The following is a 19,866-nucleotide window of genomic DNA, read 5'->3' as shown; positions in this document are numbered from 1 at the left end:
TTTCTCTACTTTTCCGCAAAATGCCGCCCCAAACCATTGAGCACCTCGACCCACACCTGGAGCCGGTCCGTCAGCACGAGCTGGCAGCTTGATGGGTGCACTTGACGGGTGAAATCGTCACGAGCGGAAGATGTCCCCATAATCGGTGGAGGGGTTGGTGGATGTGTCGGAGGAGTCCGACGGCGTGTTGAAGGGGCGCGGCCTTTCCCGGCTGGCCATCGGCCTGTCGTCCTGGGCCATCAGCGCGTTGTAGCTGCGGCAGGCCTCGATCAAATGTGCCGCGGAGAGGTGCCCCATGGTCCACCAGCGCAGGGGTGATTCGCCGTTGAAGAGGGCCGTGACCATTTCCGGTACGGTCATGCCGGCGGCGTCCAGCCGGGCGACGGCCCGGGTGAGTTGGAGCAGCAGGCCGATCTTTTCGTGTAGTTCCGGCAGCGGTGTCCGGCGTACATTGCCGCTGGCCGGGAAGAGCCGTTCTGGCCGCAGGCTGGCCAGGGTACGCAGGCTGCTGAGCACGGCGAACAGATCCGAGTCGGCCGGCCAGTGGCGTTCAGGCCCGCCGACGAAGGCATCGCCGCTGAAGATCCAGCGCTGGGTGGGTTCATACAGGCTGATGTGATCCCGGCTGTGGCCCGGCGTCTCCACCACCCGGAAGCAGTAGCTGGGTGTCCGCAGCACCTCATCCACTTCGTCCAGGCTGATCACATCCGGGACCGGTTTGGGGCGCCCCCACAACAGGCGACGGTAGAGCTGTATTGCCAGACGTGACGGCTCCCGAAGCAGGGGCACCGTGCGCCGGCTGGCATAGATGGGCACGTGGGGGTATCGGGCCCGCAGTGCCGGCAGGCCCCCCATGTGATCCTCGTGGGCGTGGGTGACGACAATGCTGTCGATGTGGAGTGGGTTCAACACCCGGAGCAACTGGCGCGCCGTACAGGGTGGACCGGCGTCGATCAGGAGCCCATCCACCCAGTAGGCGGTTGTCCAGTCGATGGGGCGGCCCAGGAACCCTCGCGCCATCCGAATGGCAATGACCGGGCCGTGATGTTCAACGTGAATCATGTTCGGTCAACCCACTACATCGTCACGCCTCTACCTTAGTAAATCCCGGCAGTAAATCCCGGCAGAAATTCGCCGATGGTTTCCACCAGAGGTAGTGCCGCCGAATTTCTGCCGTGGTATTTACGGCAGACTGTATTAGTATTGTAGCGTGGGGCCATGGATTTGTACAGAGCCAGATGGCGGCCTCATTCTTCCTGCCGGGCCAGGGCCGCCAGGCGCTGGGCGCCAGCCTGCAGACGTTCCACCACCTGGGGCGGAATTTTGGCCATGCGCCCGTCCAGGTCCACGCAAATGTGTTCGCTGCTGCCCGTGGCCAGCAGGGTCTCGTCCGCCGTGTTGTGGATGGCGTATTCGAAGCGGACAAAGCGGCTGCGCAGGCCGGCCAGCCAGGTGGTCACCCGGACAGTGTCGCCAAAGTGGGCGGCGGCCCGATACTCCGCGTGGATGCCGGTGACGGCGAAATGGTGGCCTGTGGCCGCGATCTCCGTGTAGGGCATGCCGGCGGCCTCCATCCAGGCCACCCGACCTGCCTCGAACCAGACGATGTAGGCCGCGTGGTGCACGACCCCCATCAGGTCCGTCTCTGCAAAGCGTACCGGAATCTCCAGGCTGGCCTTCGCCTGCTGCCAGCGTGGGTCGGTCTGTTTGTCCATGTTGTGGCTACCCATAAGATGTGGCTCCCCGTGATTCCATCGGGCCGGTCCATCCGCCAGGGCGCACACCATCGGGGCAGGCCCGGGGCGTGCGCCCTGGAACCGGCTCACATGTGAATGGGGTGGCCTTCTACCGCGTGAGCCGCCTCCATGATCACCTCGCTCAGGGTGGGGTGGGCATGGACGGTTCGGGCGATCTCCGCGGGGGTGATCTCCATGAACTGGGCCAGGCTCAGCTCAGGCAACAGCTCGGTCACGTCCGGCCCCACCAGGTGTGCGCCCAGGATCTCGCCGTATTTGGCGTCGGCGATGATCTTGACAAAGCCCACCTTGGCTTCCAGGGCCCGGGCCTTGCCGTTGGGCATGAAGGGGAACTTGCCCACCTTGATCTGGTACCCGGCTTCCTTGGCCTGGGCCTCGGTCATGCCCAGGCTGGCCACCTGGGGCTGGCAGTAGGTGCAGCGGGGCATGAAGATGTACTTTTCATGGGGGATGGGCAGCGTTTCCACCCCCGCGATGGTTTCGGCCGCGACGATGCCCTGGGCACTGGCCACGTGGGCCAGGGCCAGCTTGCCCGTGCAGTCGCCGATGGCGTAGATGTGGGGGACGTTGGTGCGCATCACCTCGTCGATCTGGATGTAGCCCCGCTGATCCAGCTCGACACCGGCGGCATCCAGGCCAGCCTTGTCCGTGTTGGGCTGGATGCCGATTGCCATGAGCACCTTGTCGGCGTTTAGTTCCTGGACCTCGTCGTTCTTGAGGTTGCGGACGGTCACCTTCACTCCCTGGTCGGTGATCTCTACCCCTTCGGTGCGGGTGCTCACCAGGGTTTTGATGCCCTTGCGGCGAAATTCCTTCTGGACCTCGGCAGAGACCTCCGGGTCTTCCAGGGGCAGGAGCTGATCCAGCATCTCCACCACGGTGACGTCCACGCCGTAGGTGTTGTAGAGGTAGCTGAACTCCATGCCGATGGCGCCGGAGCCCACCACCACCAGCTTCTCGGGCAGGTTCTCCATGACCAGCGCGTCCCGGTATTGGATGATGCGCTCGCCGTCGATTTCGATGCCCGGCAGCCCTCGGGCCCGGGCGCCCACGGCGACGATGAAGTGGGCGGCGGTCACATCCCGTTCACCGGCCTCGGGCTTGAACTCCGACGGCTCCACGTGGAGGGTGTGGGGATCCACAAAACGGCCGTGCCCTTCGATGACGTCGATTTTGTTCTTGCGCATGAGGAAGTTGACGCCCTTGGCCTGGCGGTCGGCGATGTCCCGGCTGCGTTTCACCGCGCTGGAAAAGTCTACCGTCAGGTTCTCGAAGGTAAAGCCAAAATCCTTGGCGCTGTGGAGGGTCTCCAGCACTTCGGCGTTGTGGATCAGGGCTTTGGTGGGGATGCAGCCCCAGTTGAGGCAGACGCCACCCAGGTTTTCCCGCTCCACCAGCGCGGTCTTCAGGCCCAGCTGGGCAGCCCGGATGGCCGCGACGTAGCCGCCGGGGCCGCTACCCAATACGATGACATCATAATCGTAGTTGTGATTGCTCATGCTCTCTCCTCAGCGGTGATAAGACCCTTCTTGCCGTAGAGTCATCTGCGGTTCATTCCCTGTTATGGTACATGAAATCGGCCCGTTTCCAGAATTTGGGACGGCCCACCACGCGGTCCAAGTCGTGGACATGGGGTTGGTTATGCCAGTTCCAGGGGCCACTCCTCCAGCGTCTCCTTGATGATCGCCACAAACCGGTCCGCCTGGGCGCCGTCCAGGATCCGATGATCGAAGGTGAAGCTGAGGTAACACATGGGGCGGATGACGATGGCATCGTCGGCGCTGGGCAGCAGCGAATCGTTGCCGCTGCGCACCACGGGTCGCTTGACAATGGCGCCGATGCCCAGGATGCCGGCCTGGGGCTGGTTGATGATGGGCGTGCCGATGAGGCTGCCGGAAACCCCATGGTTGGTGATGGTGAAGGTGCCGCCTCGGGTGGCGTCCGGTGGGAGGGTCCCCGCGCGGGCCTGGTCGGCCAGCTCGGCCACCGCCCGGGCCAACCCTTGCAGGCTTTTTTCATCCGCGTCTCGAATGACGGGAACGATGAGGCCATCGTCCAGGGCCACCGCCACGCCAATGTGGACCCGACGGCACAGGATGATGCCGCCCGGGTCGCCCTCCTGGAAGCGGGCGTTCACCTCGGGCACGGCCTTCAGCGCCCGGGCGGCGGCGGCCACAAAATAGGGCGTGAAGGTCAAACGCAGGCCTCTGGCCGCATACTGGGCCCGATGGGCCTCCCGGTGGCGCACCACCGCGGTCATATCGGCTTCGAAGATGGTGGTCACATGGGGGCTGGTCTGCTTGCTCTGCACCATGTGGCGGGCGATGGCGCGTCGCATGGCCGTGAGGGGCATGAGTACTTCGTCGGCCTGGGGCGGAAGGGGCGAAGGCCCCGCGGGCATGGCCGGCGACACAGGCGCGGCGGCCCGCCGCGCCGCCAGGAAACGCAGGACGTCCTGCTTGGTGATGCGCCCCCCCAGGCCGGAACCGGGGATCTCGGCCAGGTCCAGCCCATGTTCGTCGGCCATACGGGCCACCACCGGGCTGATGAAGGCCCGGCCACTGGGCTTCTCCGCCGGTCGCCCGGGTGGGGCGTCGCCGGGGGAGCTGGCCACTTCGACCGACGCCGACGGTTCCGGGCGGGCGGGATCCCCGGCTGCCTGCTCTGGCACTTTCTCGTCGGGCGCGCCGATATAGCCCAGGATGGTGCCGGCGGCTACGGTCTGGCCGGCCGGCACCTGGACCGCCAGGAGGACCCCTTCCGCCGGGGCTGGCACCTCCGTGTCGATCTTATCGGTGGTAATCTCCAACAGGGGTTCCAGCCGGGCCACCGGCTCGCCGGGGGCTTTCAGCCAGCGGGCGACTGTGCCTTCCACGACGCTTTCCCCCAGTTGGGGCATCTTGACGGGTGTTGGCATGGTTCTACTCACTCCACTCAACCGTTTATGGCTGCCCCGGTCAAGGGGCATGGGGCAGCAGGATGCGTTCAGCCAGTTGGGGTTCGTCCATGTCGGCGGCCATGAAGAGGTACTGCTTGCCCGGCACCGTGCTGAAGCCTGCATGTTCGCCGGTGGGCGTCATGGCCACGATGTTCATGTACTGGCCGGCGGCCTCAGGCAGGTAGGCCAGGTCGCGCAGGGCTTCCAGGCCGGCTTCTTGCAGGGAGAGGCCCATTTTCAGGTAGAGGACCACGCTACGGGCCGAGGAGACCCGGATGGCCAGTTCGCCCAGCCCGGTGCAGGCGGCCGCGCCGTAGCGGTTGTCGCAGTAGTTGCCCGCGCCGATGATGGGGCTGTCGCCCACTCGCCCCGGATATTTCCAGGCCATGCCGCTGGTGCTCACCCCAGAGGCCAGGTTGCCTTCCTGGTCCAGGGCCAGAAAGTTGACCGTGCCCAGGGTGTCGGGCTTGCCGGCGTGTTGGACCTGGGCCTGCAGGTTGAGGGGGCGGGTCAGGCGCGTGGCCAGGGCCCGCAGGGACCAGGTTGGCCGGTCCTCGTTCGGGGGAAGGGGGAGGCCATGTTCGGCAAACCGGGCCCGCCAGCGACTCATCCCCGCCGGGGTGCGCTGGTCGGCGGGGGGCTGGCCCAGCTCTGCGGCCAGGCGCTCTGCGCCATGCCCCACCAGCAACACGTGGGGCAACTCTTCCATCACCCGGCGAGCCAGGGTAATGGGATGGCCATACCCCCGGACGGCGGCCACGGCACCGATGCGCAGGGTGCGGCCATCCATGATGCTGGCATCCAGCTCAACCTCTCCCAGAACATTGGGAATGCCGCCGTAGCCGACGCTGTGGTCATTGGGGTCGTCCTCTGTTACCCGACAGGCCAGCTCCACGGCGTCCAGGGCAGAGCCGCCGCGACGCAGTAGCTCCATGGCGGCCAGGGCCCCGGCCCGGCCATTTTCGCTGGCAACGATGAGGGGCATTCGATGAGCAGACATAGCGTGACCTCTGGTAGTGCGGTGGTGGGCGGGCGATCATGGCCAGGAACCGCCGCCCGGCTGAGTCAATGGGTGAAGAATGCCACAATCCGCTGGCGGGCGGCTTCGGCCAGCGGCTCCCAGGGAACCTCCGGCCGCTTGTTGATGGTGATGAAGTCCCGGGCCATCAGGACGTTGTAGACGCCTTCCAGGGCGAACAGTTGGGCCGCCAGGGGATGCGCCTGGGCCGCTTCCGGGCTGCCGAAGTTCATGGACTGCTCGAAGCGGGGCTCGGGCAGTACGAATTTGCGGGCGTTGGGGTTCGGTGTCTGCTGGATCTGGACGTCCATGGGAGCTGTCAACCATTCGCTGATGAGTCCACTGTGAAAACCACAGATTTCACAGATTGGGCACAGATTATGCCAGAACTGCACCCCGTTGGATTCCTGGGGGATTTACGCCGTCCGGGTGTAGTATAGCAGCCGGCCCCATGCCCATCAAGAAGTGTGCGGGTTCGACATGTCGGCCCGGGGCGAGGACGTGGTTTCGGCCTCTGCACGATATTGGATTGCTAGCGGTTCATGGGGCGCTTCCCAGGGAGGCCAGGGCTGCCTCTGCCCGGCGGATCAGCTCGGGGTCGTCGGTTAACGCCAGGACCTGACGAAAGTCGGCAATGGCGGCTTCCACCTGGCCCAGGGCCTGATAGACGGAGCCCCGGCTGTCGTACGCGTAGGCGTCGGTGGGATCCAGGGCCAGGGACTGGTTGCAGTCAGCCAGGGCTTCCTGGTGGCGACCCAGCTCGTGGAGGGCGTAGCAGCGGTTGTTGTAGGTGCGGGCGTCGTTGGGGTCCAGTTCCAGGGCCCGGCTGTAGTCCGCCACCGCGGCGGGCAGGTCACCCAGATCGTAGAAGGTGTCCCCCCGCTCTCGATAGGCGACCACATCCCGCGGGTCCCGGGCGATGGCTGCGCTAAAGTCGGCGATGGCCTGCCGGTACTGCTGCTGGCTGCGATAGACGATGGCCCGGTTGAAGTAGTGAATCGGGTTGGCTGGCTCCAGTTGGATGGCACGGGTGTAGTCGGCCAGGGCGGCATCCGCCTGACCCAGGGCGAAGTAGGCGTTGCCCCGGTCGTTGTACAGAGTGGGGTTGTCGGCATCCAGTTTCAGGGCCCGGCTGTAGTCTGCTACCGCGGCGCTGTAATCTTCCAGGCGGTAGTAGAGCTCTGCCCGGGCCTGGTACACGTCCGGGTCGTTAGGGCTCAGGTCAACGGCCTGATCAAAATCGGCCAGGGCGGCGGGCCAATGTTGGAGGGCCACATGCACCTTCGCCCGTTGGAGGTAGGCATCCCCATTGGGCGGATCGAGCTGGATGGCCCTATCGAAATCGGCCAGCGCCTCCTCCAGTTGGCCCTGCTGGTAGTAGGCCAGCCCCCGGTTGTAGAGGATCACCGGGTCGTCGGGTTGGAGCACCAGCGCGGCCGAATAGTCGGCGATGGCGTCCGGGTAGCGGTCCAGGGTGTAGGCCGCTCGCCCCCGGTTGTGGAGGGCTGTGGCATCGGTCGGATCCAGATCCAGGGCCGCACTGAAGTCGGCGATGGCGGCGGGATAATCTTTCAGCTCCAGGTGGGCGAGGCCCCGGTTGGTCAGAAAAACCGACGTCTCGGGCAAGAGCTCAACCGCCCGGGTGAAGGCGTCCAGGGCAGCGGTGTAATCGCCCCGGTCAAAAAAGATCAGACCGCGGCCGTTGTGGGCTTCTGCGTTCGTCGGGTCGAGCTGCAGGGTTTTGTCGTAGTCGGCCAGGGCGGCGGTTTCCTGGCCCTGGGCCCGGAAGGCATCGCCCCGGCTGAGGTAGATGATGGGATCGGCGGGCATCATGGTCAGCGCCCGGTCAAAGTCGGCGATGGCCTTGTCATATTCGGCCAGGTCGATGTAGGCGAGGCCCCGGTTCAGATAGGCCAGGGCGTAGTCGGGATCCAATTCGATGGCCCGGGTGTAGTCCTCCACGGCGGCCAGTAGTTCGCCCAGATCGACCTGCAGGTTGCCTCGATTGTTGTAGGCGGCCGCATCATTGGGGTCCAAAGCCAGGGCCTGGTCATAGTCCGCCCGGGCGGCCTGGCCATCGCCCATCCGCCGGTGGATGATGCCCCGGTTGTTGTAGGCGGCTGCATCGTCCGGCACCAGTTCGATGGCCCGGGTGTAATCGTCCACGGCGGCGGCCAGATCCCCCAGTTCGTAATTGACGTAGGCCCGGTAAAAGTAGAGGTTGTATCCCTCGGCGGCCAGATCGAAGCCGGCGCCGGGGACACGGCCGTCGGCCTGTATCTGTTCCAGGGAGCGGAGGGCTTCCGATAGAAGCGGATGGGCCGCCAGGTAGTTGGCTTCTGTGTAGTAGATAAGGCCGATGGCGAATTGGGTCAAAAAGGTCAACTGGGCTGGCAGGTCCCGGTTGATGTAGAGGGCGAAGTCAGCCGGGGGCGAGGAGAGGCTGGCCAGATAATCCGCGGGGCCGGGCGGCACGTAGATCATGGACGCTTCCCGCAGGATGGTGAAGCGGGGATACATGCCGGCATCGTCGTAGTGGCCCCAGATCACGATGGCGGCGTTGTAGCGTTGTCCCAGGCTACGGACCTCTTCCAGCTCCCGACGCTGGAAGGAATCCGGGATGGCGGCCAGGCGCAGGTTGGGCAGGTCGTAGGCGGCCAGCGCCTGGCGCAGGGCCAGCTCGATGCTGCCGGCCGCATCGTAGTTGGCCTGCTGGCTCTCGTCGCGGAACTGGGCCAGGAGCACCAAAATTTCATGGGCGGCGGCCGTGGCAACCGGCAGTGGCGTGGGCGTGGGGGACGGCGTGGGTGCGGGGGTGGCCGTTGGGGTCGGGGTTGCCGTGGCCGTGGGCGTGGGGGTGCCCAACAGGGCAACCGCGATGAAGGCGCGGCTGGGGCGATTCCAGAAGGCGCTGCTCAGAACGAGCAGAAGGACGATCCCGGCGCCCATGGCCCAAAAGCGTAAGCGACCAAAGCGATATTCCGGCGGCGCCCCTTCCTGGTTTCCAGGCGTCCGGCTCAGGATGACGTACAGGCAGATGTAGAGCAGGGTCGCCAGGAGCAGAAAAGCGACCACGACCACCGCCAGGTGAAAGTTCTCCCGAAAGGAGATGATAAAGGCGATGATGGCCCCGATAAAGCCGATGGTGGCTTTGGTCCATCCAGGCAGGTTTTTAAACCACTCAAGTTGGTTGGATGGCTGTTGATCCATGGCGACCTGGGCAGTGCCTCCCCGGGAGCACCCATGGAAGGAGGATGCCCCATGGTGGTGCCGTCCGCAATTGGTTTCTGTGGCCGATTTGTCTGAGTATACATCTGTTTCGGGCGAAGATTCAACTGTTCTTCCATGGGCCCCATGGGTTTCCAGGAACCGCTGTCGCCCAGCCGTTCAACGGGTGTTCGTTCGAACCTGCAGGGAGCGCAGCCGGTTGAGGGCCGCGGCCAGCTCAAAGGGACGAAAGGCCGCCAGGTCACCCACCCGTCGGCTGTCCAGGATGTCCAGCCCTTCCCGGGCGATGTCCTCCAGGGTTCGCTGGATTGCCTGGGCCAGGGAACAGCGTCCGTCCAGGTAGCGAGCGCGGGCATACCAGAGCGCTGCTGCGATGGCCCGAGTCTGTCCCCGGGCCACCAGCTGTTCGACGGCCGTCAGGTCAATGGTTTCTGTGCCGAACAGGATGGTATGCAGGCCCTGGGTTTTGATGTGGACGTCCCGCCGACCGCGGGATGGATCGATGGAACGGGGGATGGGGATTCGCTCGTGTTGGAGGTGGAGCGGCCCGACGGCTTCGGGCTGACGGCCGGTGGGAAACTGCTTTGCCACGGCTCGGGCCCGTTCAGTGACATCGGCCGGCCGGAAGGCATCCATGGTGATCACCGTGTCGGCCACGTCCAGATAATCCCCGCTGCCGCCGATGACGAGAATGGAGCTGACGCCGTGCTCGCTGTAGAGCTGGCGGACCCGGTCGATGAAGGGGGTGATGGGTTCCCGCTCCTTGGGCACCAGCGCCTGCATGCGGCTGTCCCGGATCATGAAGTTGGTGGCTGCGGTGTCTTCGTCGATGAGCAGGCCCGTGGCACCCACTTCCAACGCCTCCATGATGGACGCAGCCTGGCTGGTGGAGCCGCTGGCGTTGGCTGTCTGGAAGGCGCGGGTGGATTGGCCCAGGGGCAAGTTGTCGATGAAGGGGGAAATGTCCACGCCGGCGACTGAGCGGCCATCCTCCGCCCGAATCTTGACCAGGCCCGCCTGGCTGACCACCCGTTCCCGTCCATCGCCCGGGCGGTGGTTGTAGACGCCTCGCTCAATGGCTCGCAACAGGGTGCTCTTGCCGTGGTAGCCTCCTCCCACAATCAAGGTAACCCCCGCGGGGATGCCCATGCCACTCACCTGGCCGGCATGGGGCAACTCTATTTGGACCCGCAGGGATGGCGGAGACTGGAAGGGGACGACCGTGTCATCCTGGAGGGGGCGGTCGTCGACTCCGGAGCGCCTGGGCAGGATGGCGCCGTCGGCCACGAAGGCCACCAGTCCCCTGTCTGCCAGGGCGTCCCGGAGAGCGTCGGCATCTTCGTTGGTGGCCACATGTTTCCAGACCAGGTCCGGGTCGTGGGCGGCTGCGAGCAGGCTTTCGTTGACCACAGCGGGCACATTTTCCAACAACAGGCGAGCCGCCTCATGGCCCAGGACGCGGCGTCCCTGGGCCGGCAACCCTACAGTGAACCGGGCCTCCACATTCCCCTCTGGGTCAATCTGGACCGCGGTCTGGGGTAACACTTCTTGCCCGGGGGCTTCCATGTGAATTTCGCCGCTCTTGCCGGTTCCCCGGCGTCGGCTATGGCGCCGGGCGGCAGCTGCAAAGGCTCGGGCCAGAAAAGCGGTCAGGCCCACGGCACGGCTGGTGTTGGCGTAGGTGGCCTGGGGAAAGGCGGCCACCGAGGCCGGGAGGGTGATGCGCACCCGGCTTGGCGAGGCGAAGGGATCGCCCTGCACGTGATCTACCCACAGGGTGAAGTTGGGGAAGGTCCACGCCCCCTGAATTTCCCGGTACGCGGGGTACCCACGTCCATCGATTCGGCGCAGGATATCTGCCAGTTTTTGTCGGTCCGATGCCATGATCCCGTTCTTTCCCTGATCGTCGGATAGTGTCTCGCACTTGAGGGCACACGGCAGCAGGCAGGGGAGATGCCGGTGGCTCTCCAGCTGTCCGCACTTCTGACCCTTTCAGGGTGCCATAGTGTAGCGAATTCCGTCCAATGATGCCAGTTTTGCCTTCCGGGCATCCGTTTGGGGACCAGGGCGCCAGGCAGTATAATTGAGTGGGCTGTTTTGCCCCCTCTGAGCCATAGGGTCGGACCTGGCGGTCTCCCAGACTACCGCCGGGCTCCGTAAGCCGTAACTGAAATCGCCATAGAAACGTATGATCAAAGAACATCCTCCATAAAGCAACAGCCGCTCCAGCCATGTATGTTGGAGAGGCAGCGTAACAGAACAGCCCATATCCACAGATTGACTGAGATAGATCCCTGACAGACACACCCATTCTGGTTGAATCGCTAAAATCGCAGTGCAAGAGCTTGGGGTTACCGGCGCCGCCACCCTCGACCGTTTTCCTTGTCGCCCGTGAGGCCGGTGTCCCACTCTGCTAACGTGCTTAACGATTGAACCAATCATCCGAGGATGACTATGTTCAAACGCTTTAGCACCAGTTAGACGATTTCATTTCCCTGCCAGACTGGGGACATCATCGCCCGACTGGCAGGCGTTTTCGCTTTTTGAAAAAAGCCCTGGTCCAGTGGCTATGCGATCACCGCGGGAACCACGGGTATGCTATAATGCCCGTTGTAGCCATATGCCGATCTTACCAGGATGGTGATGCCCTGCCTGGGCGGTCAACTTTAGCGGCCAGGGACTCCCCTCGAACACCCTGACCCATGGCGCGTTCGTCAGAATGACATTCACCGTTGAAGATTTTGCCGACCGGTATCGGCGGTTAGTCATGTAATTCACTCCATTCAACAGGAAAGAAGATGCCCATTCACTTTGGCACCGACGGCTGGCGTGCCGTCATTAGCGATGAATTTACCTTTGCCAACGTTCGCAAGGTGGCCCAGGCCATCGCTCAGGAAGTCCTGAGCACCGGTTCCACATCCCCCGCGATGGTCGTTGGCTTCGATACCCGCTTTCTCAGCGACCGCTATGCCATCGCCGTGGCGGAGGTCTTGGCCGCCCACGGCATCCGGGTCTGGCTGGCCCAGGCCGATGCTCCCACACCCATGATCAGCTATGCCATCGTGGAAAAGGGCGCGGACGGCGGCGTCATGATCACTGCCAGCCACAACCCGCCCCGCTACAACGGCATCAAGTTCAAGGCGGCCTATGGCGGCTCTGCCAGCCCTGAGGCAGCCCGCTCGGTGGAAAGACGCATCCGCCTCAATGAGGAAGCGGGCATCACGCCGCCCACCTTGCCCCTCCACGAAGCCCAGGTGCAGGGCCTGATCACCCGCTTCGATCCTTTTCCTGCCTACGAAAGCCACGTCCGCCAGCTGGTCAACTTCACCGTCATCCAGCAGCGTCCCCTGCCGGTGGCCGTGGACGCCATGTACGGGGCCGGCCGCATCTACCTGCGCCGTCTGCTGGAGGATGCGGGCTGCACCGTCACCGAGCTCCGCAGCGAAATGAACCCGGGCTTCAACGGCATCCACCCGGAGCCCATTGCCCGTCACCTCCACCCCCTGATCGAACTCATGCGGCGAGGCGAGCACCGGGTGGGGCTGGCCACCGACGGCGACGCCGACCGCATCGGCGCGGTGGATCCCAGCGGCCGCTTCATCGATCCCCACGGCATCATGGCCCTGCTGGTGGAACATCTGGTCCACGACCGGGGCCTGCGGGGTAGCGTGGTCAAGACAGTCAGCACCACCCAGATGCTCAATCGGCTGGCCCGGCGCTATGAGCTGCCCCTCCACGAAACGCCGGTGGGCTTTAACCACATCAGCGACTGGATGTTGCGGGAGAATGTGCTGCTGGGAGGCGAAGAGAGTGGCGGCATTAGCATGGCCGGCCACATCCCAGAGGGGGATGGCATCTTGATGGGGCTGTTGCTGGTGGAGATGGTGGCCAGCCGGGGGCGCACGCTGGCCGAGCTGCTGGATGAGCTCATGGCGGCGCCCGACATGGGCCGCTTCCACTACGCCCGCCTGGACCAGCCGGTGCGCCCTTTCGACAAGCGAGAATTACTCGCCGCCCTGCTGGCAGGCGCTCCAGACACCCTGGCAGGGGTGCCGGTGGCCCAGGTCAGTGACCGGGACGGGGTGAAGTTTATCCTGGCCGATGAAAGCTGGCTCCTGATCCGCCCCAGCGGCACGGAACCGGTGCTCCGTATCTATGCCGAGGGCCATAGCGACGAACAGGTCCAGGCTCTGCTGGCAGCGGGCATGGAGATGGCCCACGCCATGATCGCCGATCGAATCCAGGAATGACGTTATGACTCCCCTGCAAAAAGGGCATTTTTCAACGCAAAGGCGCAGAGGGCGCAAAGCCGCAAAGAAACGCAGGAGAGAATTGTTCTAATCAGCGTTTATCTGCGTGGGGCAGCGTCCAATTTGACCTTTTTGCAGTAGAGTCACGTTATAAATGGCGTTATAGTCAAGTCACCTGTTAGAACAGGATGCGCAGCAAGGAGAGGGCCAGGGCGGAGAGGCTGAGGAGGCCAGCCAGGAGGACCACAGCCGTGGGCACCAGCACGGCCACAATCACCTGGCCCAGGTGAAATCCAGTGAGCGCCCGGATGGCCTGCACGTAGAGGACCAGCGCCCACAGGTAGCCCACGGTGCGGGCGAGGCCGCCCAGACAGGGGATCGGGCTGAAGAAGGTCAGAACCAGCGGCACTGCAGCGTAGCTGGTGATGGCATAAAACCGTTGCAGGGTGGTCGTGGCCCCCTGGAGCTTGAGCACGACCAACACGCCCAGGCCATAGACAATCCAGAGGGTCAACCAGTGGAGCGGCTGGCTGAGCCAGAGGCCGAGGGCGCTCAGGCCGGCCGCCAGCCAGCCCGGGAAGAAGGCCGGCTCTAACCCCGCGATACGTTGCAGGGTTTCCGCCAGGACTCCCGTCCCCTGGCCTTCTGCAGCAGCCTGGGCCAGCCGCCACAGCGGAACCGTGGTGCCCGCCCGGGCAGCCGCGATCCAGTGCACCAGGAAGGGCAGGCTGCCCGCCACCAGGCCGGCGACGATCACCAGGCCCAATCCCTGGCGCATGCTGATGGCCGGCGCGCTGTCGGCCAGGTCCGCCGTTTCCCCCGTTCCCTCTTCAAAGCGGAGCTGGATGGCATTGCTCACCTGCTGGGGCGATGGCAGCCAATCGCGCCAGGCCACAGCAGATGTGCGGCTGTCGAGCACTTCCCCTGGCCACAGTCCATCGGCCTTCATCGTCCACCTCCCAAGATCAGGAAGAGGCCCAGCAGCGTACCTGCCACACCCGCCAGGAATATCACGGCGATCACTGGCGCCAGGGCTGCCACCACCGCCCGCTGCCAGGGCAGCTCGTGGGCCACCGCCACAGCTCGATAGAGGACCAGCAGGGCCCAGGTAGTCAGCAGCAGGTTGCTGACCGTGGTAAAGGGGACGATGTGTACCAGGCGGAGCACTTGGGGGGCTACCATCAAGGCGCTGGCCCCTAACATCTGGTTGAGGCTGCCCCGGCCATCCAGAGCCAGGGCCACCCCATGGCTCACCAGCCCGGCGAACACCCACTGGATCAGCAGGCCCAGGGGGACCGTGAGCAGGGCCAACAGGCGGAACCACCCGCTGCCGTACCCGGTCACCAGTGTTAACCAGCCCCAGGCTTCCTGCAGCCAGGCTTCCCCCACAGCCGGCTCCAGGTTCAGTTGACGCCACGCCTGCACCAGCTCCTGGAAGACGGCCTGGGCAGGTGGCAGGCTGGCCGCTGCCAGCAGACCGCCCACCAGGTGGGCTGCCCCTACTGCAACGCCCACCACAACGATCATGAAGAGACCCTCTACCCATGGGTTGTCATCGTCCACCATGACGATGAACGGATCCGCTTCCAGCATCAGGGCTTTGCCGATGAGTTCAGGATACGACCGAGGCTGCAGCATAAAAACTCCAATGGATGGTAGGCCATACAGGATGCGACGGCCCGGGGCACAGCACCGCCAGTCTTGCCGGCTGTCTTTAGATGGCATAATCATAGCATAGCGCCCTGGAGGGTGCAACGACCCCGAGCACGTAACTCAAAGCGATATTATTTGTCCACTTTATTTGACGAGAGCCCCAAAAGGTCTTAAGATGTGGCGCGTTTGTCGACGTATTTTCTTACCGTAGCGCCCACCGATGGACGGCGGGCCGGTCCGCACCGATGCAGGACCCGGCTGCCATCCAGCTGGATTCGTGGGGAGCCTACAGCCATTTAACGAAGGACCGGTCAGCAAAATGCGACTTATTCCACGCAAAATGTTCTTCACCCGTGGGGTCGGCGTCCACAAGGAGAAGCTCACCAGTTTTGAAATGGCCCTCCGGGAAGCCGGCATTGCTCACTTCAACCTGGTCCGCGTCTCCTCCATCTTCCCGCCCCGCTGCAAGATCGTCCCCAAGGAGGAGGGGCTGCCACTGCTCCAGGCAGGGGAGATCGTCTTCGCCGTCCTGGCGGAGATGTCCACCAACGAACCGGGGCGCCGCATCGCCGCCTCCATCGGCGTGGCCCGGCCTGCCGACCACGACAAGTACGGCTACCTGTCCGAGCACCACGCCTTTGGACAGACCGAAGCCGAGGCCGGCGACTACGCCGAAGATCTGGCGGCCACCATGCTGGCGACCACCCTGGGCATCCCCTTCGACGCCGACAAGGACTACAACGAGCGCAAGGAACAGTACCTGATGGGCGGCGAAATCGTGGAGACCACCAGCATCACCATGGCCGTGACGGCTGAACCGGGCGGTGTCTGGACCACTGTGGTGGCGGCGGCGATCCTGGTCTGATGATGACGCCCGATAACTTCCTCGGTCTGCCCGAGCCCTACGCCGGGGCATCCCATGCCCGGGTAGCGGTGCTTCCTATTCCCTTCGAGGCCACAGTGAGCTATGGCCACGGCACCGCCCACGGCCCCCAGGCCATCATCACCGCCTCCCAACAGGTGGAGCTCTACGACCGGGAGTTCGACCGGGAGCCGGCCCTGGAATACGGGATCCACACCCTGGCTCCCCTGGCCCTGGCCGATGAGCCCGAAGCTGCCGTGGCCCAGATCGCCGAGGCGGTGGCCCAGGTGGCCGGGCGAGTTCCCCTGGTGGTGGGCCTGGGAGGTGAACACACCGTGAGCCTGGGCTTCGGCCGGGGCCTGTTGGCTGCGTTGGACGGTCCCCTCACCGTGGTGCAGCTCGACGCCCACGCTGACCTGCGAGACAGCTACGACGATACGCCCTTCAGCCACGCCTGTGTGGCCCGTCGCCTGCTGGAGGAAGACGGCATCGAGCAGGTGTTGCAGCTGGGGATCCGCTCCATCTGCACCGAGGAGGTGGCCTTTGCCCGGGCCCATCCGGACCGGGTGCGCATCTGGTACCGGGAAGAGCTGCGGGGCGGCAACTGGCAGGAAGAATTACGGGAACGGCTGCAGGGGCGCCGGGTCTACCTTACCCTGGACGTGGATGGCCTGGACCCGGCCATTGTCCCGGCTACGGGCACGCCCGAGCCGGACGGCCTCACCTGGCCAGAGACGCTGGAGATACTGCGCACGGTGGCCGGAGCGGCCCCCATAGTCGCCCTGGACTGTGTCGAGCTGGCGCCTGTGGCCGGCCTGCACGCAGCCGATTTTGCGGTGGCCAAGTTGCTCTACAAGGCCATCACCTACGCCATGGAGTCACAGAACCATGCATGAAGCCAAAGCCATCAAGTCCTTCATCCGCCATCACTACCGCCATTTCAATGCCGGCGCCCTGGCGGATGCGGCCGAGGGGTACAGCCAGTTTCTCAAAAAAGGCGGCAAGATGTTCCTGGCCATGGCCGGCGCCATGAGCACCGCGGAGCTGGGCCTCTCCCTGGCCGAAATGATCCGCCGGGACAAGATCCACGCCATCAGCTGCACCGGCGCCAACCTGGAAGAGGACGTCTACAACCTGGTCGCCCACGACCACTACGTGCGCATTCCCAACTACCGGGACCTGACGCCCGAGGACGAACACGAGCTCCTCTCCCGGCACCTCAACCGGGTGACCGACACCTGCATCCCCGAAGAGGAAGCCATCCGCCGCATCGAACACGCCATCCTGGACGAGTGGGTCCAGGCCGACCGCAACGGCGAGCGCTACTTTCCCCACGAATTCCTCTATCGGATCCTGCGCAGCGGCCGCCTGGAACAGTACTACCAGATCGATCCCAAAGACAGCTGGCTCATGGCCGCGGCGGAGAAGAACCTCCCTATCTTCGTGCCGGGCTGGGAGGACTCCACCACCGGCAACATCTACGCGGCCCACTGCCTGCAGGGGGACATTCGCAACGTCCACACCGTGCGCACCGGCATTGAGTACATGATGGTTCTGGCGGAATGGTACCAGCAGGAATCGGCCCGGCAGCCCATCGGCTTCTTCCAGATCGGCGGCGGCATCGCCGGGGACTTCCCTATCTGTGTGGTGCCCATGCTGCGCCAGGACCTGGAGCGGGAGGACATTCCCCTCTGGGCCTACTTCTGCCAGATCAGTGATTCCACCACCAGCTACGGCTCCTACTCGGGCGCGGTGCCCAACGAGAAGATCACCTGGGAAAAGCTGGCCATCGACACGCCCAAGTACATGATCGAGTCCGACGCCACCATCGTCGCGCCCCTGATCTTTGCCTACGTCCTGGCCGACGACGAGGATTGAGCCTGAAGCGCCGCCCAGACCCGCTCCGGCGTGTAGGGCAGCCGGTCGATCCAGACGCCAATCGCGTCGTGGATGGCTGCGCCGATGGCCGGCGCAGTGGGGATGAAAGGCATCTCGGCCATGCCCCGCGCGCCCAGGGGCCCCTGGGGATCGGGTACTTCCAGAATGACGGGCTCGACAATTGTGGGCACGTCCAGCACGCCCGGGATGAGGTAGGTGCTCAGGTGCCGGGTGACGGTGCGACCCTTTTCCTGGATGAATTCCTCCATCAGGGTCCAGCCGATGGACTGGGCCACGGCGCCCTCGATCTGCCCTTCCACTTGTTGCGGGTTGATGGCCCTGCCCACATCATTGACACTCACCAGACGGGTCACCGTCACGTGGCCCGTCTCCAGATCCACTTCCACTTCCGCCACCTGGGCGCAGTAACCGTAGGTGATGTTGGGATCCGCCTCGCCGGTCTCCGGCGCGTAGGGCGTGGTGGGTCGGGGCCGGAAGATGTACTCTCCCCGGGCCGGCCGCTCTTCGCCCTGCCACTCCTCCAGGGCCCGCAGGGCCGCCCCGCGGATGGCGTTGCCGGCCATGAAGGTCATGCGGCTGGCTGACGCGCTGCCGCTGGAGGGGGCCACGTCGCTGTCGGCCACCTGCAGCTCCACCAGCGCCGGGTCGATCCCCAACACTTCCGCGGCCATCTGCATGAAGACCGTGTGCGCGCCCTGGCCCACGTCCGCGCCCACACAGCCGACGATGGCCCGCTCGATATGGGCGCCGCCGTGGAGCTCCACCCAGGCGGCACAGCTTTCGGGCGCCCCCAGACTGAACCCCACGTTCTTAAAACAGACGGCGATACCTTTGCCCCGGGCTACCCGGGAACGGGAGGCATCCAAAGAGGTGGCAAAGGGCCGTTCAGGACCTGACCCCGCCGTCGGCTGGTCCGCCCGGTGCCAGTGGCCGTCCTGGTCCTGGCGCCAGCCTCCCCGCCGTGCCGCCTCCTCCAACACCTGGGCTGCACTACAGCCGGCCGGCACCACGCTGCGGGTGGGCAGGATGGCGCCATCCCGCCAGATGTTGCGCAGGCGCAGCTCCACGGGATCCATGCCCAGGGCTTCGGCCAGCTTGTTCACCTGCATCTCCGCGGCGAAGTGCCCCTGCGGCCCGCCGAAGCCCCGAAACGCGCCGCTGGGGCAGTTGTTGGTGTAGACGGTACGGGATTCCACCAGCACGTTGGGGATCTGGTACGGGCCCAGGCAGGCCATGGTGGCGTTGCCCAGGACCTTGGTGCTGGTGTAGGCGTAGGCGCCGGCGTCGCTGGTGACATCCACCTGCGCGGCTACGATGCGGCCATCTCGGGTGGCGCCCCATTTGGCCCGGAAGATGAAGGGGTGGCGCTTGTGGTGGCCGATGATGCTCTCTTCTCGGCTCCAGACGATCTTCACCGGCCGGCCGGTCTTCCAGGTGGCCAGGGCCAATGCGATCTGGACGGAGAGATCCTCCCGGCCGCCAAAGGCGCCGCCGATGGCCGGGTAGCGCACCACGATCTGCTCCTCCGGCAGGCCCAGGGCATGGGCGATCTGGCGGCGGTCTTCGTGCATCCACTGGCCGGCACAGATCACCTCGATGCGGCCGTCGGGCCGGGTGAAGGCCAGCCCCGCTTCTGGCTGCAGATAGGCGTGCTCCTGGGCATGGGTGCGGTAGGTGCCTTCCACGATCACATCGGCCTGGGCAAAGCCGGCGTCCACGTCCCCCCGCTGGATGCGGTAGGAAAGCAGGACGTTGGAATCCAGCGGGCGCTGGCCGTAGGGGTAGCCGTTGAATTCGTGGGGGTGGAGGATGGGCGCACCCGGCTTCATGGCTTCCAGCGGGTCGGTCACCACCGGGAGCGGCTCATAGTCCACCTGGACCAGCCTGGCCGCGGCGGCTGCCTGGGCCGGCGTCTCGGCCACTACCAGGGCCACGTGGTCTGCTTCCCAGCGGACCCGCTCTGCCTGGGGGGTGCTGCCCAGGCCGCAGAGCACCGGCTGGTCGGCCATGATCAGGCCGTACTCGTTGACCGGGACATCGGCGGCGGTCAGCACGGCCAGCACGCCCGGCGCGGCCCGGGCTGCGCTCACATCCATCCGGCGGATGCGGGCGTGGGGAACGCCGGCAAAGACGATTTTGAGCCACGCCTGCCCCGGCAGATCCAGGTCACCGGGGTAAGCCGCCAGGCCGGTCACCTTTTCCACGGCATCGACCCGGGGCAGGCTGCTACCGACTGCACGCATGGTTGCTCCTTCACCAAA

15 protein-coding genes are annotated in these 19,866 nt (G+C 65.1%); 4 read left to right on the top strand and 11 right to left on the bottom strand.

Annotated features, from left to right (window positions below):
* Window positions 1-117: 117 nt before the first annotated feature.
* The 8 genes from FKZ61_RS14455 to FKZ61_RS14420 form a co-directional block, all read right to left on the bottom strand.
* Complete coding sequence (locus FKZ61_RS14455; RefSeq protein ID WP_141610837.1) at window positions 118-1,062, bottom strand: MBL fold metallo-hydrolase; 945 nt, start codon at window positions 1,060-1,062, stop codon at window positions 118-120.
* A gap of 185 nt (window positions 1,063-1,247) precedes the next feature.
* Window positions 1,248-1,715 (bottom strand): acyl-CoA thioesterase, encoded by a 468-nt coding sequence (locus tag FKZ61_RS14450; protein WP_229964265.1) that lies wholly within the window; start codon window positions 1,713-1,715, stop codon window positions 1,248-1,250.
* Between the two features lie 107 nt (window positions 1,716-1,822).
* Window positions 1,823-3,256: a dihydrolipoyl dehydrogenase gene (gene lpdA, locus FKZ61_RS14445; RefSeq protein WP_141610835.1), complete on the bottom strand. Its 1,434-nt coding sequence runs from the start codon at window positions 3,254-3,256 to the stop codon at window positions 1,823-1,825.
* 140 nt (window positions 3,257-3,396) lie between these two features.
* Window positions 3,397-4,674: a dihydrolipoamide acetyltransferase family protein gene (locus FKZ61_RS14440; RefSeq protein ID WP_141610834.1), complete on the bottom strand. Its 1,278-nt coding sequence runs from the start codon at window positions 4,672-4,674 to the stop codon at window positions 3,397-3,399.
* A gap of 40 nt (window positions 4,675-4,714) precedes the next feature.
* Entirely contained in the window at window positions 4,715-5,695 is a 981-nt protein-coding gene (locus FKZ61_RS14435; protein WP_229964264.1) for a N(4)-(beta-N-acetylglucosaminyl)-L-asparaginase, read from the bottom strand.
* Window positions 5,696-5,760: 65 nt separating this feature from the next.
* Window positions 5,761-6,024, bottom strand: a complete 264-nt coding sequence (locus FKZ61_RS14430) for a NifU N-terminal domain-containing protein (protein WP_141610833.1) — start codon at window positions 6,022-6,024, stop codon at window positions 5,761-5,763.
* Between the two features lie 229 nt (window positions 6,025-6,253).
* Entirely contained in the window at window positions 6,254-8,923 is a 2,670-nt protein-coding gene (locus FKZ61_RS14425; protein WP_141610832.1) for a tetratricopeptide repeat protein, read from the bottom strand.
* A 177-nt stretch (window positions 8,924-9,100) separates the two neighbouring features.
* The gene (locus tag FKZ61_RS14420) at window positions 9,101-10,825 is read right to left on the bottom strand and encodes an ABC-ATPase domain-containing protein (protein ID WP_141610831.1); all 1,725 of its coding nucleotides are present in this window, start codon (window positions 10,823-10,825) and stop codon (window positions 9,101-9,103) included.
* Window positions 10,826-11,739: 914 nt separating this feature from the next.
* On the opposite strand from FKZ61_RS14420, the gene FKZ61_RS14415 reads away from it, so the two are divergent.
* Window positions 11,740-13,191 carry a phosphoglucomutase/phosphomannomutase family protein gene (locus FKZ61_RS14415; protein WP_141610830.1) on the top strand — a complete coding sequence of 484 codons (1,452 nt, stop codon included), beginning with the start codon at window positions 11,740-11,742 and terminating at the stop codon, window positions 13,189-13,191.
* 178 nt (window positions 13,192-13,369) lie between these two features.
* Here the strand turns inward: FKZ61_RS14415 and FKZ61_RS14410 are convergent, their stop codons facing one another.
* Both FKZ61_RS14410 and FKZ61_RS14405 read right to left on the bottom strand, forming a co-directional pair.
* Entirely contained in the window at window positions 13,370-14,140 is a 771-nt protein-coding gene (locus FKZ61_RS14410) for a hypothetical protein (RefSeq protein WP_141610829.1), read from the bottom strand.
* Complete coding sequence (locus FKZ61_RS14405; protein WP_170199750.1) at window positions 14,137-14,829, bottom strand: YIP1 family protein; 693 nt, start codon at window positions 14,827-14,829, stop codon at window positions 14,137-14,139. Before FKZ61_RS14405 ends, FKZ61_RS14410 begins: the two co-directional genes overlap by 4 nt.
* A 334-nt stretch (window positions 14,830-15,163) precedes the next feature.
* Between FKZ61_RS14405 and FKZ61_RS14400 the strand changes: the two genes are divergently transcribed.
* Genes FKZ61_RS14400 through FKZ61_RS14390 form a run of 3 tightly spaced genes read left to right on the top strand, consistent with a single transcriptional unit; the run spans window position 15,164 to window position 17,584 of the window.
* Entirely contained in the window at window positions 15,164-15,709 is a 546-nt protein-coding gene (locus FKZ61_RS14400) for a pyruvoyl-dependent arginine decarboxylase (RefSeq protein ID WP_141610827.1), read from the top strand.
* Window positions 15,709-16,602, top strand: a complete 894-nt coding sequence (speB, locus tag FKZ61_RS14395) for an agmatinase (protein ID WP_141610826.1) — start codon at window positions 15,709-15,711, stop codon at window positions 16,600-16,602. The genes FKZ61_RS14400 and speB overlap by 1 nt, the downstream gene beginning before the upstream one ends.
* The gene (locus FKZ61_RS14390) at window positions 16,595-17,584 is read left to right on the top strand and encodes a deoxyhypusine synthase family protein (protein WP_141610825.1); all 990 of its coding nucleotides are present in this window, start codon (window positions 16,595-16,597) and stop codon (window positions 17,582-17,584) included. The genes speB and FKZ61_RS14390 overlap by 8 nt, the downstream gene beginning before the upstream one ends.
* Here the strand turns inward: FKZ61_RS14390 and FKZ61_RS14385 are convergent.
* On the bottom strand, window positions 17,557-19,848 hold the full coding sequence (locus FKZ61_RS14385) for a xanthine dehydrogenase family protein molybdopterin-binding subunit (RefSeq protein ID WP_141610824.1): 2,292 nt from the start codon (window positions 19,846-19,848) through the stop codon (window positions 17,557-17,559). The genes FKZ61_RS14390 and FKZ61_RS14385 overlap by 28 nt on opposite strands.
* Window positions 19,849-19,866: the final 18 nt, after the last annotated feature.

The organism is Litorilinea aerophila, assembly GCF_006569185.2.
Taxonomy (GTDB): domain Bacteria; phylum Chloroflexota; class Anaerolineae; order Caldilineales; family Caldilineaceae; genus Litorilinea; species Litorilinea aerophila.
The sequence above is the reverse complement of the archived record's forward strand: the minus strand, read 5'-3'. Positions and strand labels throughout refer to the sequence as shown.

Coding starts and splice junctions, on each gene's coding strand:
- FKZ61_RS14455 (WP_141610837.1), bottom strand. CDS start 1,062: ATGATTCACGTTGAACATCACGGCCCGGTCATTGCCATTCGGATGGCG.
- FKZ61_RS14450 (WP_229964265.1), bottom strand. CDS start 1,715: ATGGACAAACAGACCGACCCACGCTGGCAGCAGGCGAAGGCCAGCCTG.
- lpdA (WP_141610835.1), bottom strand. CDS start 3,256: ATGAGCAATCACAACTACGATTATGATGTCATCGTATTGGGTAGCGGC.
- FKZ61_RS14440 (WP_141610834.1), bottom strand. CDS start 4,674: ATGCCAACACCCGTCAAGATGCCCCAACTGGGGGAAAGCGTCGTGGAA.
- FKZ61_RS14435 (WP_229964264.1), bottom strand. CDS start 5,695: ATGTCTGCTCATCGAATGCCCCTCATCGTTGCCAGCGAAAATGGCCGG.
- FKZ61_RS14430 (WP_141610833.1), bottom strand. CDS start 6,024: ATGGACGTCCAGATCCAGCAGACACCGAACCCCAACGCCCGCAAATTC.
- FKZ61_RS14425 (WP_141610832.1), bottom strand. CDS start 8,923: ATGGATCAACAGCCATCCAACCAACTTGAGTGGTTTAAAAACCTGCCT.
- FKZ61_RS14420 (WP_141610831.1), bottom strand. CDS start 10,825: ATGGCATCGGACCGACAAAAACTGGCAGATATCCTGCGCCGAATCGAT.
- FKZ61_RS14415 (WP_141610830.1), top strand. CDS start 11,740: ATGCCCATTCACTTTGGCACCGACGGCTGGCGTGCCGTCATTAGCGAT.
- FKZ61_RS14410 (WP_141610829.1), bottom strand. CDS start 14,140: ATGAAGGCCGATGGACTGTGGCCAGGGGAAGTGCTCGACAGCCGCACA.
- FKZ61_RS14405 (WP_170199750.1), bottom strand. CDS start 14,829: ATGCTGCAGCCTCGGTCGTATCCTGAACTCATCGGCAAAGCCCTGATG.
- FKZ61_RS14400 (WP_141610827.1), top strand. CDS start 15,164: ATGCGACTTATTCCACGCAAAATGTTCTTCACCCGTGGGGTCGGCGTC.
- speB (WP_141610826.1), top strand. CDS start 15,709: ATGATGACGCCCGATAACTTCCTCGGTCTGCCCGAGCCCTACGCCGGG.
- FKZ61_RS14390 (WP_141610825.1), top strand. CDS start 16,595: ATGCATGAAGCCAAAGCCATCAAGTCCTTCATCCGCCATCACTACCGC.
- FKZ61_RS14385 (WP_141610824.1), bottom strand. CDS start 19,848: ATGCGTGCAGTCGGTAGCAGCCTGCCCCGGGTCGATGCCGTGGAAAAG.